The sequence below is a fragment of the Symbiobacterium turbinis genome, assembly GCF_055383075.1.
Genome location: NZ_AP042433.1, coordinates 1,535,658 through 1,551,492, shown reverse-complemented (window position 1 = coordinate 1,551,492; position 15,835 = coordinate 1,535,658). Strand labels below are relative to the sequence as shown.

Genomic DNA, 15,835 nt, shown 5'->3' with positions numbered 1-15,835 from the left:
GTGGAGATGCGCAGCGAGCAGAAGCGTGTGCTCATTCTGCTGGGGGCCATGGTTCTGACGATCGGTCTGATGGGCGCCCGGCTCTACCGTCTGACGGTCGTGGAGGCGGCAGCCTGGACGAGCCGGGCTGTCACCCAGAACTACGTTGAGCTGCCCAGCTTCGGCCCCAGAGGGGCGATTTTCGATCGCAACGGCCGGCCGCTGGCGACCAGCGAGCCGGTCTATGCTGCCCTATTGTATGATCAGGATCCCGAGCATGTGGCCGAAATCCTGCCGGAGCTGAGCAAGTTGCTGGCGGACGGCGACGCCGCCCTGGCCGAGGAGATCAGCGAGTACGTCATGGAGCGGGTGCGGCTGCACCAGAAGTGGGGCCGCCAGGCCGAGGACCTGGTGATCAAGACGGGCCTCTCGCAGTCCACAGTCGCCGAGTTCATCGAACGGCAGGGCGAGTTCCCCGGCGTGGCCATCGTCACGCAGTCGGTGCGGCGGTATCCCAACGGCAAGGTGGCCGGCAACGTCATCGGGTACGTGCAGCCGATCTCGGAGGAGCAGCTGGAGAGCGAGGCCTTCGAGGGGTATCACCCGGACTCCGTGGTCGGCAAGGACGGCATCGAGCTGTCTTACGAGGCCGTCCTGCAGGCCAGGCACGGCAAGCGGGTGAAGGCGGTCGACCCCGCGGGGCGGCCGCTGGGTATGGTGGAGGAGATCGACCCCGAGCCGGGGCACGACCTGACGCTCACCCTCGACCTTGATCTGCAGCGGGTGGCCGAGGAGGCCCTGGTGGCCAACCTGGAGTGGATCAAGGCCCAGAACGACCCGGAGGCGCAGCCCATCCGGGCCTCGCTGGTGGCCCTCGACGTGAAGACCGGCGCGGTGCTGGCCATGGCCCAGACCCCGAGCTACGACCCGAACCTGTTCATCAAGGCGATGACGGTGGGCCTCTCCGCGCAGGAATATGAAGAGAACGTGAATATTCCCGGCTCGCCCCTCATCAACTGGTCGATTCAGGGGTTCGCGCCGGGCAGCACCTACAAGATGGGCGTGGGCCTCGCCGGCGTCAGCACCGGCGTGATCGGCCCGTACGAGACGGTGCACTGCAGCACCACCTACTTCCGGGATCCCACCCGGAAGAACTGGTACCCGGTGGACCAAGGGCACCTGGCCCTGGACATGGCGCTGGCGCAGTCGTGCAACCCGTATTTCTACGAGATCGGCCACCGGCTCGGCATCGACGGGCTCGCCGAGTACCTGACCCAGTTCGGCTTCGGCCAGAAGACCGGCATCGACCTGCCGTTCGAGCACGCCGGGCTTCTGCCCACCCAGGCGTCGTACGGCGACCGGTGGCAGCCGGGCCATGTGTACTCGGTGGCCATCGGCCAGGGCGACGTGCTGGTCTCGCCGCTGCAGCTGGCGGTGTACACGGCCACCATCGCCAACCGGGGCGTGCGTTACGAGCCCTACCTGGTGCAGGAGATCCGCAGCAGCGCCGGCGAGGTGATCGAGCGGCGGGAGCCGGTGGTCGCGTCGGTGGTGGAGGCCACCGACGAGGCCTGGCGCCAGACCTTCGAGGGCATGCGCAAGGGCGGCTCGCACCCGCTGGGCACCGCCTACTGGGTGTTCCAGGACTTCCCGATCCCGGTGGCCGTGAAGACCGGCTCGGCGGAGACGGGCAAGTCGTACTCCGACGCCATCACCGTGGCGTTTGCCCCCATCGATGACCCGCAGATCGCAGTGGCGGTCTTCGTGGAGGGCGGCGCCCACGGGTCGTGGGTGGCCCCGCCGGCCCGGGCCGTGTTCGCGGCGTACTTCGGGATCGATGACCCGGGTCCGGCCCGCATCAACAAGGCCAACTGAAACGCAGACAGCGCACAGGCCCCCGCCCGCACCGGGTCGGGGGCTTATCTTCTGCCCTGCAGATCGGGTGGCGACCCTAGTGCCGCCGCCCGGGACGCCGGATGGAAATACCGGGCGGGCCGGTTTGACACCGCTCCCACGGGAAGCTAACATGCAAAACATAAGGATCAGAAATGCTCGGGGGAGAGGGGAGTCAGACAGATGATGACCGTTGCCAACTCGGTCCTGGTGGTGCTGTCGCTGCTCTTGGGCGGGCGGCTGCTGGTGCACTACCGCAGGCGGCCGCGGCCCCACTCGCTCTGGTACGGGGTCGGCCTGATCCTGATCGCCTGCGCGGCATTCCCAGAGCTGTTCTACGAGCTGACCGGGCGGGTGCCTGCGGCGCTCTGGTGGCTGTACTGGGCCACGGCCAGCGGCTGCGTGGCGTTCCTCAGCGTGGGCAGCGCGTACCTGATGTCGCAGCGGTTCGGCCAGGTCGTCCTGGCGGCTGCGGCCCTGACCAGCGCCTGGGTGCTGGCGGCGACCCTGCTCACGGCCGGCACCGGGCCGGCGGTGGTAGCCAGCGAGGCCTTCCGGTCGGCGCCCACGGCGGCCATCAAGCTGCCCTTCCTGCTGCAGAACATCGGCGGTTCGCTGATCATCCTGATCACGGCCATCATCTCCTTCGTGCGCACCCGGGCGGCCTTTGCGCTGCTCATCGCCGGCGGCGTCTTCATGTTTGCCAGCGGCGGGGCATCTGCCGGGCTGCTGGAGTTCTCGCAGATCTTTGCCTTCACGCAGACCGCCGGCATCCTGCTGCTCTACGCCGGGGTCTCGCTCTCGCTGCGCCCGCGTGCCGGGACACAGCGGCAGGCGGCGTAACGCTGTCGAAAGTTATGGTTGGCGAAAATTACGGGGTTGTAATATGACCGGAAATCCGGTATGATAAGAACCTGCGGATGAGATCCGGCCCCGCACAGCTGCGGGGCCTGATGCGAGGGTAGCTCAGTTGGCCAGAGCACACGGCTGATAACCGTGAGGTCCCGGGTTCGAATCCCGGCCCTCGCACCAGAACCGGTGGGTTGGCGAAGTGGTAACGCGGCGGTCTGCAAAACCGTTATTCGTGGGTTCGAATCCCACACCCACCTCCAGCGACAAGAGCGAGACCGGCCCGCCAGGCGGGCCGGCGTCAGCGCGGTGCAGGGCACCGCCTTTCGCTGTATTTTGGGGGGGAGAAGTCTTGAACCCGATCCTGCAGTCCCTCCACAGCCGCAAGTCGGTGCGGGCGTACGCCGACCGCCCCATCGAGCCCGAGGTGCGGCAGGCCGTGCTGGAAGCGGCGCTCCAGGCCCCTTCGGCCGGCAACATGGCGCTCTACTCCATCATCGAGGTGACGGACCCCGACCTGAAGGCGACCCTCGCCGAGACCTGCGACAATCAGCCCTTCATCGCAACGGCGCCGATGGTGCTCGTCTTCTGCGCGGACTACAGCCGGTGGTACGGCGTGTTCGCGGAGGCGGACCCCTTGACCCGCCGGCCCTCCTACGGCGACTTCCTGCTGGCCTGCTGCGACGCCCTGATCGCCGCGCAGAACACCGTGGTGGCGGCGGAGGCCCTGGGCCTGGGTTCCTGCTACATCGGCGACATCATGGAGCGCTACGAGATCCACAAGGAACTCCTGGGGCTGCCCAGGTACGTGGCGCCGGTGACGCTGCTCTGCTTCGGCTATCCGACAGAGCAGCAGAAGCGGCGGCGGAAGCCGCCCCGCTTCCGGGTGGAGGACATCGTGCACGAGAACCGCTATCGGCCGCGGGATATGTACGCGATGATCGCCGCGCGGGGCGGCCTGGAGGGGCCGGAGCTGGCCCGCTGGATCGACGCCTTCCGCCGTCGGAAGTGGGATTCGGACTTCAGCATCGAGATGTCCCGTTCGGTGAAGGCGATGCTGGAAGATTGGGCGCGAGAGTAAGAAAAACCACCGCACGCGCTGCGGTGGTTTTTTGCGCGTTTGCTCATCTCAGCGGGCGCGCCAACCGCAGGTTGTCACGATGCAGCCCCCCGATGTGGGATCCGCGCCAGAATTAAGAAGGGAAGTTTCTTTCAAAGACCGAAATCTTCGATAGTGCGACATGGAAAGGGGGGGCGACGTGCGCAGAAGACGGGTCGCCTTCCTGCTGACAGCCTGTGTCCTGCTGTCAGCCGGCGTCCTGCTGCTGGCCGCGGCCCTCCGCGGGTGCGGCGCGGCCCGGCAGACACCGCCGAATCCTGCGGAAGACGGCAGGTTGCGCATCGCCACGGCGACCACGGCCGGGGTGTACTACCCCGTGGGAAAGGGCATGGCCGAGCTCTTCGCCGACGCGCTGCCTGAGCTCACGCCCGAGGTGCTGGTCACCGGGGGCGGGCCTGAGAACATCCGGCTGCTCGAGGAAGGGAAGGCCGAACTGGCCTTCGTGCAGGCGGGAGTGCTCTACAACGCGCTGGTGAACCCCGTGACCGGCGCCGAGACGAAGCGCGTGCTCAGGGGCATGACCTACCTCTACCCCAACGTGATGCACCTCGTCGTACGCAAGGACGCGGGCATCGACTACCCCGCCGACATCGCCGGGAAACGGTACATCCCCGGGCCCCGGGAGAGCGCGGCCGAGATCAATTCCGCGGAGATCCTGTCGCTCTACGACGTGAAGCTCACCGACACCCGGCTGTTCTACTACGACTACGATGAGGCCGCCGACGCGCTCATTTCCGGAGAGGTGGACGGCGCCATGATTCCCGGTGGGCTGCTGACGCCTTCTGTCGTGCGCATGCTCGAGTCGGGCGAGGTGAAGCTGCTGCCTGTGGACGCCCCGGCGGTCATGAAGCGCTACCCCTGGTATGAGCCCTTCGTCATCCCGCCGGGCACGTACCCCAACCAGGAGAAGTCGGTGGGCACCGTGGCCGTCGCCAACGTGCTGGTGGTCCGTGCGGACCTGCCCGAGGACCTGGTCTACCGGCTGATGCAGGCGCTCTACCGCGACCCGTCGCAGCTGGCGGCCGCCCACCCCGCGGCGGAGCTCCGCCTGGAGGAGGCGATGCGGGGCCTGACCGGGGTCATCGAGCCGCATCCCGGCGCGGCCCGCTTCCTGAAGGAGGCCGGGGTGCTGCAATGAGGCGCTGGGATTCTGCCATGAGGCCCTGGGATTCTGCCATGAGGCGCTGGGATGCTGTGATGCGGCGCTGGGGTGCTCCAGAGAAGCCTCCCCTGTGGCGCGGGTCCCTGCAGACCCAGAACATCCTGCTGGCGGCCCTGCTGGTCCTGGTGGTGCTGGCCGCCACTGCCGTGCCGGTGATGTACCTGGTCGCGCAGACCCTGGAGCAGGAGATGGGCTCCCGCGCCCGGGACATCGCCAGGACGTTCGCCGTGAGCCCCGCCCTGCAGGCCGGGTTCGCCAGCGATGACCCGGTGGCCGCCATCGCCCCGTTGGCGGACCGGATCCGGCAGGCCACAGGGGCCGATTTCGTCATCGTGATGGACCGGGCGGGGCGCCGCTACGCGGCCAGCGACCCCACCGAACTGGGAAAGGCGACGGTCGGCCTGGACTACGGTCCCGCCCTCATGGAAGGGCGGGCGTTCTACGCGCGGGTGCAGGAGGGGCGCACGCCGGCCCTGGCGGGCGTGGCGCCGGTGTTCCGGCCCGGCGGCGAGCTGGTGGGCCTGGTCTCCGTTGGCTTTCAGCTGGAGGCCGTCGACCTCTGGATCCGCAGCGTCGTTCAGCGGGTGGCGTGGGCGGCGGTGGTGGGCCTGGTGATCGGCGTCGTCGGGGCCGTGCTGCTGGCCCGCCACACCAAGGCGCAGATGTTCGGGCTGGAGCCGAGGCAGATCGCGGCCCTGCTGGAGTCGCGCACGGCCATCCTGCAGGCGGTGCGGGAGGGGATCGTGGCCGTGGACGGCGAAGGCCGGCTGACGGTGATCAACGACGAGGCCAGCGCGATCCTCGGCCTGCCGGCGGACGCGGTGGGCCGGCCGATGGGCGAGGTCCTGCCCGCCCGCCTCACGGAGATTCTCGCCAGCGGCGAGGCGATCTTCGACCGGGAGATCATCGTGAACGACCGGGTGGTGGTGGTCAACCAGATGCCCCTGCGCCACCGGGGGCAGCCGATGGGGGCCGTCGCCTCGTTCCGCGACCGGACGGAGCTCCAGCAGCTGGCCGGCGAGCTGACCGCCGTCCGCCGGTACAGCGACGCCCTGCGGGCTCAGGCGCATGAGTTCCGCAACCGGCTGCACGCCGTGGCCGGGCTGATCGAACTGGGGGCCCTGGACGAGGCCCTGGAGCTGATCATGCGGGTGCAGGGGCAGGAGCAGGACCTGCTGGACCAGCTGGTGCGCACCATCTCGGAGCCGATGATCCAGGCGATCATCCTGGGCAAGTACCACCGCGCCGCCGAGCTGCACGTGCGGCTGGACCTGGACCCGGAAAGCCGGCTGGAGCGGGCGCGGGCCGAGCTCGGGGTGGAGATGCTGGTGACGGTGGTGGGCAACCTGCTGGACAACGCCATCGAGGCGGTGGCCGATCTGCCGGAGCCGGACCGCTGGGTCCGGCTGTATGTGCACGACGCCGGCCCCGCCGCGGTCATCAAGGTGACCGACGGCGGGCCCGGCGTGTCGCCGGAACGGCGCAGCCGGATCTTCCAGGACGGCTACTCGACCCGCCAGGGCGGCCGCAGGGGCTTCGGCCTGGCCCTGGTGCACCTGCTGGTGCGGCAGGCGGGCGGGCAGATCACCGTCGAGCAGGATCCGAGCTGCTTCTGCGTGATGATTCCGATGGAGGTGGAAGCGTGATCTCGGTGTTGGTGGTGGAGGACGACCGCACCGTCGCCATGGTCCACCGGCGGGTGGTGGAGCGGGTGCCGGGCTTCGCCGTGATCGGCGTCGCCCACACCGGCCGGGAGGCGATCGAGCGGGTGCTGGAGGACCGGCCGAAGCTGGTGGTGCTGGACATCTACCTGCCGGACGTGCCCGGGCTGGAGGTGCTCCGCCGGATTCGCGCGGCGGGGCTCGGCACCGACGTCATCGTGATCTCGGCCGCCCGGGAGCCCGACACGGTGCGCGAGGCCCTGCGGGCGGGGGCCGTGGACTACCTGCTGAAGCCCTTCCGGGTCGACCGGCTGATGGAGTCGCTGAAGGCCTACCAGAAGCGGCTGGCGGAGCTGGAGCGGGAGGACCAGGCGGAGGTGAGTCAGGACGAGATCGACCGGCTGCTCGGCCGGCCGCAGGCCGGGTCGGCAGAACTGGACCTGCCCAAGGGCGTCGACGCGGTGACGCTGCAGCGCATCCGCCAGGTCTTCGACCAGCACCCGCAGGGGCTGACCAGCGAGCAACTGGCCCGAAGCGCCGGGGTCAGCCGCTCCACCGCGCACCGCTACCTGCGCTACCTGGCGAGCACGGGGGAGATCGACGTGGAGCCGCGCTACGGGTCGGTGGGCCGGCCCGAGTTGCGCTACCGGAGGAGGGGGGAGTGATCCGCCGCGGCCTGTGGGCAGCTGAGCCGCGCAGGGCACACTGCGAAATTTATGGGACAAACAGTTCGAATGGGAACAGCGCGGGGAATGAATCAAAAATAGGTTGCCGGGCAGGCCGGAGCCAAGAAGGTGCACCGACAGGGGAATCTTCTTGGATCGGAGGTAAGGACATATGGAGGTTACCCGACCCGCACCGGCAAGACCCGTATCCCTGCAGTTCGATCGGAAGTGGATCCCGCTGGTCGTGGCGACGCTGGTCATGGTGGGCATCCTGCTCCTGCCCACTCCCGCCTCGCTCCCCGTCATCGGGCAGCGCGCGCTGGCCATTCTCGCCTTCGCCGTCATCCTGTGGGTGACCGAGGCGGTCTCTTACCCGGTGAGCGCGGCGCTGATCATCGGCCTGATCTCGCTGCTGCTCGGCCTCGCGCCCAACCCGGACGCCCCGGGTAGCCTGCTGGGCACCAAGGCGGCCCTGGGTTGGGCCCTGGGCGGCTTCAGCAACTCCGCGGCGATGCTGGTGGCCGGCGCCCTCTTCCTGGCGGTGGCCATGCAGGTCACCGGGCTCGACCGGCGCATCGCCCTCTTGATCCTCTCCAGGGTCGGCTCCCGGACCCGTGCGGTCCTGGTGGGATCGATTCTGGTGGGCATCGTGCTGGCCTTCTTCGTCCCGTCGACCACCGCCCGCGTGGGCGCCATCGTCCCGATCATGCTGGGCATGGTGGCCGCGTTTGGCATGGAGAAGAACTCGCGCCTGGCAGCGCTCCTCATGATCGCGACCGTGCAGACGGCCTCCATCTGGAACATCGGCGTGAAGACCGCCGCTGCCCAGAACATGGTGGCCATCGGCTTCATGGAGGAGACCTTCGGCATCTCCGTGACCTGGGGGCAGTGGCTGCTCTACGCGGGCCCCTGGGCCCTCATCATGACCGTCATCCTTTACTTCATCATGCTCCGGGTGCTGCCGCCGGAGGTGGAGGAGATCCCCAATGGGCAGCAGATGATCCGGGAGCAGCTCGCGACGCTGGGCCCCGTCACCCCGGCGGAGAAGCGTCTGATCATCATCGCCGCCTCGCTGCTCTTCCTTTGGGCGACCGAGGGCGTGCTGCACCCGCTGGACACCACGACCACCACCCTGGCGGCGGTCGCGGTCATGCTGACGCCGGGCATCGGCGTGATGAACTGGAAGCAGGCGGAGGAGAAGGTGCCCTGGGGAACCATCGTGATGTTTGCCGTGGGCATCTCGCTGGGCACCACGCTGCTCCGGACCAACGCCGCCTCCTGGCTGGCTGACGCCTTCATCGGCGCCACCGGACTGAAGATGATGCCGGTCCTGGCCATGATCGCCCTGCTCTCGATCTTCAACATCGTCATCCACTTCGGCTTCGCCAGCGCCACCAGCCTCAGCTCGACCCTGATCCCCGTGATCATCGCCATGATGACGTCGATGAACCGGCCCGACGTCTCGCCGCTGGCGATGGTGCTGATTCAGCAGTTCGTGGTCAGCTTCGGCTTCATCCTGCCGGTGAACGCGCCGCAGAACATGCTGGCCTACGGCACGGGCACGTTCACGGCGAAGGACCTGATGCGGACCGGCGTGCCGCTGACCGTCATCGGCTACCTGATGATCCTGCTGTTCGCCGCCACCTACTGGCAGTGGGTGGGGCTGCTGTAGGCGGTCCGGGCGGTGGGGGATCCTCGCAGAAGGGGCTATCCGGGCAGCTTGTGCTGACCGGGTAGCCCTTACGCTGTCTCCCGGGCCCGACCCGGCTCGTGGTGAGGAAATGAGCCACCCCGTTCCGGGGTCCTGGCTCATTGGCTCACCATGGGCGTTCGGAGGAGCCGCCGCACTCGGTTGAGATGGTGAACGGATGAGCCACCGGGGGGGTATCTCTGGCTCATCTGGTTACCCTTCGGGGTTCAACTACCTCGCTCGCACTGTCCCGTCGCTTGCAACCGGCCTCAATCCTGACCAAGTCCGTTGCCCGCATGGGGGAGCCGGGTATCTTGATCGCTGCGGGGGAGGGTTATAGAATAGAAGCACTTCTCCGGCTGATCGAGGTTGGGAGGCAGCACCCGTGCGAAAGGGCCTGCTCGGGGTTATGGTGATGGCGACGGTCTTCGTGGCGGCGGCATCGCTGCTGGCCATGGCGGCGCCGTCCCGGGACACGCGTGTGATCGACCTCTCGGACGACGTCAGGGTGACGCTCGATGTCACCGGCCTCATCGAAACGGCGGTCCGGGAGGGATCAAGCCACCTTCTGGTTCGCGGGAGCACCGTCTCCGTCCACATCTGCGAAGCGGGGGGCATGCGAACAGCGGTGGTTGACCTCAGCGAGGCGCAGTTCGTGATCCCGGAAATTGACTTCACCTCCGTTCAGGAACTGGGGCTGGAACCCACCGTGAAGGTGATCGTGTGGAAGGCCGAGGCGGGTGAACCGGCGGAGCGGGGGTTGATCCGGCCGTAGGGATACGGATCTCGGTGATCCATACTGGACAGGGGCGATCCCGCGTGGGATGGCCCCCTGCGTTGTATCGGGGCCGTGGTTCAGTGAATCACCTTTCGGGGATCAACCGGCTGCGTAGCCCCGTGCCGGGTGGTTGAGGTGTGGCGCCGGGCGCGAAGTGCGGCGGATTACTACTTGGCTCGTGTGCGAAGTGGAAATTGGCCGCAGTCTGCCGGCGACGGTGGCCTGGGCCGGGTGGTTGAGACGTGCAGGGGTCGGGCAACGATGGGGAAGTACGGCGGATTTCGACTTGGCTGGAGTGCGAAGTGGAAACTGGCCGCAGTTGGCCGGCGGCGGCGGCCCGGGCCGGGTGGTTGAGACGTGCAGGGGTCGGGCAACGGATGGGAAGTGCGGCGGATTTCGACTTGGCTGGAGTGCGAAGTGGAAACTGACCGCAGTTGGTCGGCGACGGGCGGCCCGGGCCGGATGGTTGAGACGTGCAGGGGTCGGGCAACGGATGGGAAGTGCGGCGGATTACGACTTGGCTCGCGTGCGAAGTGGAAACTGACCGCAGTTGGTCGGCGACGGGTGGCCTAGGCCGGATGGTTGAGACGTGCAGGGGTCGGGCAACGAAGGGGAAGTACGGCGGATTTCGACTTGGCTGGAGTGCGAAGTGGAAACTGGCCGCAGTTGGCCGGCGGCGGCGGTCCGGGCCGGGTGGTTGAGGCGTACAGGGGTCGGGCAACGGATGGGAAGTGCGGCGGATTACGACTTGGCTCGCGTGCGAAGTGGAACCTGGCCGCAGTTGGCCGGCGGCGGCGGTCCGGGCCGGGTGGTTGAGGCGTACAGGGGTCGGGCAACGGATGGGAAGTGCGGCGGATTACGACTTGGCTCGCGTGCGAAGTGGAAACTGGCCGTAGTTGGTCGGCGGCAGAGGGGCCGGATGGTTGAAGCGTGACGGAATCGGGGGCCTGTCGGCTCGTAGGGGCCCGCAGATCTACACAGGAAAGGGCGATCCCGGCATCGTGCACCGCCGGGATCGCCCCTTTCAGGTTTTCGCAGCCGTAGTCTTCGGCATCCTCATCGGCATCGAGGAGCTCCTCGCAGCCTTGTGGCGAGCCGGGGCCGGGTCCCCCATCCTCCCCGGCTTAAGCAGATCCGCCGTCGCCGGGATCCTCATCATCCCCCGGCTCACCGGGTTCTCCACCAGCCTCAGGCTGACCGCCGGATCCAGACCCGCCGGACCCCGGCTTACCGCCGGACCCCGGCTCACCGCCGGACCCCGGCTCACCGCCGGACCCCGGCTCACCGCCGGACCCCGGCTCACCGCCGGACCCCGGCTCACCGCCGGACCCCGGCTCACCGCCGGACCCCGGCTTACCGCCGGACCCAGGCTCGCCGCCGGACCCAGGCTCGCCGCCGGACCCCGGCTCACCGCCGGACCCGGGCTCGCCGCCGGATCCCGGCTCATCGCCGGACCCGGGCTCGTCGTCGCCGGGTTCGCCATCGCCAGGCTCATCGCCGGAGCCCGGGCCGCCATCGCCCGGCTCCTCCAGCTCCACTACCACCTCAACCGGCGCCGACGGCTCGCCGACCGCCCCCGACGCCGCGTCCACGGCCACCACCCGGTAGTAGTAGGTGCCGGCCTCGGAGAGCACGTCCAGGTAGGGGGAGGAGGCCACCGTGGCGATGGTGTGCTGGTCGTCCGCGGGCACGTCGGGATCGGTGCCCCGCAGGACGCGGAACCGGAGGTTTTCGCCGGCGGCGTCGCCGCCTTCGGTTTGCCAGGTCAGGTTGACCGAGCCTGGCTGCGGTCCCGGCGATGCTTTGAGGCCCGCAATCGCCGGCAGGGCGGGTTGGGCCGGCTCCTCAGGCGGCGCGGAATCCGGCGGCTCTGCCGGCTCCGCAGGCGGAGTCTCCACCACCTGGGGCGGGCCGCCGTCAGGGCCGGGGAAGGCCAGGACGGGCCGCCCGGCCAGGGCCGCGCCCACCACCTGGCGCCAGAGCCAGGTGGGGTACGTGGAGCCGTTTACCTCCGGCGGCAGGTAGTGGTCGGGGTCCACCTGGTCGTACCCGACCCACACGCTGGCCACCACGTCGGGCGTGTACCCGACGAACCAGGCGGCGCTGTTGCCCGCCAGGCCCTCAAAGGCGGGGCCCGGCGGCAGCTCCACCGAACCGGTCTTCCCTGCCATCGGGCGGTCGATCAGGGCGCCGGTGCCCGTGCCCTGGGTGACGGCGGTCTGCAGGATGTCGGTGACCGCATGCGCCGTCTCGGGGCGCATGGCCCGCCGCTGGATGACGGGCCGGCCCCGGAGCTGGCCGCCGGCCGCGACCACCCGGGTGATCGTGTGCGGCTCCCGGTAGACACCCCCGTTGGCGAAGGCCTGGTAGGCGCCGGCCATCTCCAGCGGGCTCACCCCCTCGGCCATCGCGCCCAGGGCGAGGGTCAGGTCCTGATCGGCCTCGGCGAAGGGGATGCCCAGCGCCTCCGCGAACGCCCTGGCCCGGTCGACGCCCACCTGGTCCAGCAGCTTGACGGCCGGGATGTTGAGCGAGAGCCGGGCCGCCTCCCGCAGGGTCACCTCGCCCCTGAACCGGAAGTCCCAGTTCTGCGGCTGCCAGCCATTGATGTCGATGGGCTCGTCGACCACGGTGCTCTCGGGGGTGAGCCCCGCATACTCGATTGCCGGGCCGTACACGATGACGGGCTTCAGGACCGAGCCGGGGGAGATGCGGCCGTGGGTGGCCCGGTTCAGGCCGCCGCCGACCGGATACTCCCGCCCGCCCACCAGCGCCCGCACCTCGCCGGTGCGGGGGTCGACGGCCGCGAACGCAGCCTCCACCCCATCGGGGGTGTGGGCCGGGAAGATCCGGGCGGCCAGCCGCGCCTCGGCCACCTGCTGGAGCGCCGGGTCCAGCCCGGTGTGAATCTCCAGCCCCATCAGCGCGACCACCTGGGGGTCAAGCCCGTAGCGCTCCTGCAGCTCCGCCCGCACCTGGTCCAGATACCACGGGTAGGGGTTGTTCAGGTCCAGCTCCCCCTGCACCACGTTCAGCGGCAGCGCCTTCTCGGCCTCCGCCTCCTCCGGCGAGAGGTAGCCGGCGGCGACCATGCGGTCCAGGACCAGGTCGCGCCGCGCCTGTGCGGCCTCCGGGTCCCGCAGCGGGCTGAAGTTCTCAGGCGAGGGGGCGATGCCCGCCAGCGCGGCCGCCTCGCCCAGCGTCAGGTCGCCGGCGTCCTTGTTGAAGTAGAGCTCGGCGGCGGCGCCCACCCCGTAGGTGCCGTGGCCCATGTAGAGCTGGTTCAGGTAGAGACCCAGGATTTCGTCCTTCTCATACCGCGTCTCCAGGAGCAGGGCCAGCACGGCCTCCTGCATCTTCCGGGTCAGGGTCTGTTGCGGCGTGAGGAAGGTGTTCTTCACCACCTGCTGGGTGATGGTGCTGCCGCCCTCGGCGATGGTGCGCTCCCGCAGGTTGGTGACCAGGGCGCGGGCGATGCCCCGCAGGTCCACGCCGGGGTGCTGGTAGAAGCGTCTGTCCTCTGACGCGACAAATGCCTGGGGGACGTGAGGCGGCAGCCCGGCCAGGTCCACAGGCACCTGGTAGACATCGCCGGTGAGGGGCCCGATCTCGCTGCCGTCGAAGGCGTAGACCATAGACGGCCGGCCGGGCTGCAGCCCCACCGGGGGCAGGGTGGTGAACATGTAAACGGCGGAGCCTGCGCAGTAGAGCAGCCAGACGGCGATGACGAGGGCCAGGCCCAGGACCGTCCTGCGGATCCACTGTCCTGTCTTTCTCTGCTGTGCGTCGGGGGAATGCGACATGGGCTCCACCTCCTTAAACGTGAAATTCATACCGATTTAGTATAACAGACCTGCAAACCGCCCCTGCGTGGCAATCTCTTGTGCCGCTGGGCTTTCGTGCCACGGAGGGCGGCTGCGTGCACGGCCATACGCGCGCAGAACCCCGGAGCGCTCCGGGGTTCTGCTCGTGATGCCCCTGCGCAGGACTCCTTGGGAATCAGTCCCCCGTGGCCTCGCCGGCTTCGCCGGCCGCGCCGGCCACAACCTCGAACTGCACGCCCGGGAAGCGTTCGGTGATCCGGCGGCGCATTACCTCGCCGATCCGGCCGTAGCCGGGGGCGGTGTAGAGCAGGTCGATGTAGCCGTGCCGCACCCGGTCGGTGAAGGCCCGCACGTAGCCCACCAGGCGGCCGTCTACCCACGCCGAATCCACCGCCGACGAGTGGAGCAGCAGGCGCGTGGCCTGCTCGGGCTCCAGCGGCAGACCGGGCAGACCCGCGCGGCCGATGTGCCCGATGAGCCGGCCCTTCTCGCCGGTGTACTCCACCCCGTCGATCAGGAGGTGCCGGTAGTCGTGTTCGCCGGCCAGGCGGAACGCCTGCCCGTCCCAGACCACCGGGCTGACGCCGGTGTTGCGTGAGATGGACGATGCCGCGCCGGCGGTCCGCTGCAGGAAGTGGTTGATGAGGGCGCCGTGGGCGACGACGATGATCCGCTGGCCGGGGTGGCGCCGGGCGATTTCCTTGATGATCGCCTCGCCGCGCCGGCCCAGCTCCTCGTCTGACTCCACGCCGGGGATCGCGCCCAGGGGCCGCCCGGGCCAGAGGGCGTCCCGCTCTATGGCCGTCATCCCCTCCGCCGGCCCCATCCAGCGCTCCCGGAGCCGCTCGTCGGTGATCAGGGTGTGGCCGGTCCGGCGGCAGACCGCCTCGGCCGTCGCCCGGGCGCGCGCCAGGTCGCTGCTGTAAACGGCGTCCCAGCGCTCGGTCGCCATCCTGGCTGCGAGCGCTTCGGCCTGCCACTCTCCCTCCGCGTTGAGGGGGATGTTGGCGTGGCCCTGGGCGCGGCCGTCGTAGTTCCAGTCGGTGACACCGTGTCGCACGAGGGCGATGTAGGTCTTCACGGAGCAGCTCCTTTCATCATGTCTATGGTTTCAGTATAAAGCTGTGCGGGAATCCGGTCAAAAATCAGCGGGCGTCGCCCACGAATTTCCTCCGTTTCCAGCGCATATCCGTTTAGCGGGCGTGTCCGCAGCCACGCCACACACAACGGAGGAGAAAGGAGAGGGGATTCATGCCGCTGGGCAGAGAGGCGGAGGCCTTCCTGAAGCAGCTCGCCGAGGCCGGTGGCCCCGCGCTGAACGAGCTGTCGCCGGTGGAGGCCCGGCAGATGACCGAGCAGCTGGCCGCGTTCGGCGGCGAGGCAGAGCCGGTGGCAAGCGTTGTGGACCGGACGATTCCCGGGCCCGCAGGTGAGATTCCCGTCCGCATCTACACGCCGGCGGGGGCGGAGCCGTTCCCGGTGCTGCTCTACTTCCACGGGGGCGGCTGGGTGATCGGCAGCCCGAACACGGTGCACGCCACCTGCGCCCTGCTCGCCAACCGCGCCGGGGCCGTGGTGGTCTCGGTGGACTATCGCCTGGCCCCGGAGCACAAGTTCCCTGCGGCGGCGGAGGACTGCTACGCCGCCACCGTCTGGGCCGCTGAAAACGCGCGCAGCTTCGGCGGCGACCCGCGGCGCATCGCCGTGGCCGGCGACAGCGCCGGCGGCAATCTGGCGGCGGTGGTCTCGATCATGGCCCGGGACAAGGGCTATCCGGAGCTGGCCTATCAGGTGCTGATTTACCCGGTCACCGACCACAACTTCGAGACCCCGTCGTACCGGGAGAACGGGACCGACTACTTCCTGACCACGACCATGATGCAGTGGTTCTGGAACCACTACATTAACGGCGACGCCGACGGCAGCGACTGGCGGGCCTCGCCGGTCCGGGTGGCTGACGCATCCAACCTGCCCCCGGCCTTCGTCATCACCGCAGAGTACGACCCGCTCCGGGACGAGGGCGAGGCTTACGCCCAGAAGCTCGCGGCGGCCGGCAACATCGTCACGGTGAAGCGGTACCTGGGCCAGATTCACGGCTTCTGCACCCTGCTGGGGGCCATGCCCGCCGGCCGGCAGGCGCTGGAGGAGGCCGCGGCCCAGCTGAGGCTGGCTTTCGCAGCCGGGTAGGACCGCCTGGTGGGAAAGGGGGACGGG

At 69.1% G+C, this 15,835-nt stretch carries 11 protein-coding genes and 2 tRNA genes; 11 read left to right on the top strand and 2 right to left on the bottom strand.

What is annotated here, in order from left to right; translation table 11 throughout:
• The first annotated feature begins 6 nt into the window (after positions 1-6).
• The 10 genes from mrdA to ACZ45O_RS07495 all read left to right on the top strand — a co-directional run bounded on the left by mrdA (position 7) and on the right by ACZ45O_RS07495 (position 9,794).
• On the top strand, positions 7-1,854 hold the full coding sequence (mrdA, locus tag ACZ45O_RS07540; protein WP_464857081.1) for a penicillin-binding protein 2: 1,848 nt from the start codon (positions 7-9) through the stop codon (positions 1,852-1,854).
• 201 nt (positions 1,855-2,055) lie between these two features.
• Positions 2,056-2,715 carry a hypothetical protein gene (locus ACZ45O_RS07535; protein ID WP_464857079.1) on the top strand — a complete coding sequence of 220 codons (660 nt, stop codon included), beginning with the start codon at positions 2,056-2,058 and terminating at the stop codon, positions 2,713-2,715.
• Between the two features lie 112 nt (positions 2,716-2,827).
• Positions 2,828-2,904: transfer RNA gene (locus tag ACZ45O_RS07530), tRNA-Ile, on the top strand.
• 5 nt (positions 2,905-2,909) lie between these two features.
• A tRNA-Cys gene (locus ACZ45O_RS07525) sits at positions 2,910-2,984 on the top strand.
• An 89-nt stretch (positions 2,985-3,073) separates the two neighbouring features.
• On the top strand, positions 3,074-3,802 hold the full coding sequence (locus tag ACZ45O_RS07520) for a nitroreductase family protein (protein ID WP_464857077.1): 729 nt from the start codon (positions 3,074-3,076) through the stop codon (positions 3,800-3,802).
• Between the two features lie 178 nt (positions 3,803-3,980).
• Complete coding sequence (locus ACZ45O_RS07515) at positions 3,981-4,979, top strand: TAXI family TRAP transporter solute-binding subunit (protein WP_464857075.1); 999 nt, start codon at positions 3,981-3,983, stop codon at positions 4,977-4,979.
• Positions 4,980-5,017: 38 nt separating this feature from the next.
• Positions 5,018-6,649 carry an ATP-binding protein gene (locus ACZ45O_RS07510; protein ID WP_464857073.1) on the top strand — a complete coding sequence of 544 codons (1,632 nt, stop codon included), beginning with the start codon at positions 5,018-5,020 and terminating at the stop codon, positions 6,647-6,649.
• The gene (locus ACZ45O_RS07505) at positions 6,646-7,329 is read left to right on the top strand and encodes a response regulator (RefSeq protein WP_464857071.1); all 684 of its coding nucleotides are present in this window, start codon (positions 6,646-6,648) and stop codon (positions 7,327-7,329) included. The genes ACZ45O_RS07510 and ACZ45O_RS07505 overlap by 4 nt, the downstream gene beginning before the upstream one ends.
• 172 nt (positions 7,330-7,501) lie before the next feature.
• The gene (locus tag ACZ45O_RS07500; RefSeq protein ID WP_464857069.1) at positions 7,502-9,001 is read left to right on the top strand and encodes a DASS family sodium-coupled anion symporter; all 1,500 of its coding nucleotides are present in this window, start codon (positions 7,502-7,504) and stop codon (positions 8,999-9,001) included.
• A gap of 403 nt (positions 9,002-9,404) precedes the next feature.
• Positions 9,405-9,794, top strand: coding sequence for a hypothetical protein (locus tag ACZ45O_RS07495; RefSeq protein ID WP_464857067.1), 390 nt, complete (start codon positions 9,405-9,407; stop codon positions 9,792-9,794).
• Between the two features lie 1,127 nt (positions 9,795-10,921).
• On the opposite strand, the gene ACZ45O_RS07490 is transcribed toward ACZ45O_RS07495, so the two are convergent.
• The gene (locus ACZ45O_RS07490) at positions 10,922-13,600 is read right to left on the bottom strand and encodes a transglycosylase domain-containing protein (RefSeq protein WP_464857065.1); all 2,679 of its coding nucleotides are present in this window, start codon (positions 13,598-13,600) and stop codon (positions 10,922-10,924) included.
• 196 nt (positions 13,601-13,796) lie between these two features.
• Complete coding sequence (locus ACZ45O_RS07485; RefSeq protein WP_464857063.1) at positions 13,797-14,702, bottom strand: histidine phosphatase family protein; 906 nt, start codon at positions 14,700-14,702, stop codon at positions 13,797-13,799.
• 170 nt (positions 14,703-14,872) lie between these two features.
• Here ACZ45O_RS07485 and ACZ45O_RS07480 point away from each other — a divergent pair, with 170 nt between their 5' ends.
• Positions 14,873-15,808 (top strand): alpha/beta hydrolase, encoded by a 936-nt coding sequence (locus ACZ45O_RS07480; protein ID WP_464857061.1) that lies wholly within the window; start codon positions 14,873-14,875, stop codon positions 15,806-15,808.
• Positions 15,809-15,835: the final 27 nt, after the last annotated feature.

Bases quoted from the DNA above. Each gene is read 5' to 3' on its own strand.
- ACZ45O_RS07510 (WP_464857073.1), top strand. From the start codon at position 5,018: ATGAGGCGCTGGGATGCTGTGATGCGGCGCTGGGGTGCTCCAGAGAAG.
- mrdA (WP_464857081.1), top strand. From the start codon at position 7: ATGCGCAGCGAGCAGAAGCGTGTGCTCATTCTGCTGGGGGCCATGGTT.
- ACZ45O_RS07490 (WP_464857065.1), bottom strand. From the start codon at position 13,600: ATGTCGCATTCCCCCGACGCACAGCAGAGAAAGACAGGACAGTGGATC.
- ACZ45O_RS07535 (WP_464857079.1), top strand. From the start codon at position 2,056: ATGATGACCGTTGCCAACTCGGTCCTGGTGGTGCTGTCGCTGCTCTTG.
- ACZ45O_RS07500 (WP_464857069.1), top strand. From the start codon at position 7,502: ATGGAGGTTACCCGACCCGCACCGGCAAGACCCGTATCCCTGCAGTTC.
- ACZ45O_RS07480 (WP_464857061.1), top strand. From the start codon at position 14,873: ATGCCGCTGGGCAGAGAGGCGGAGGCCTTCCTGAAGCAGCTCGCCGAG.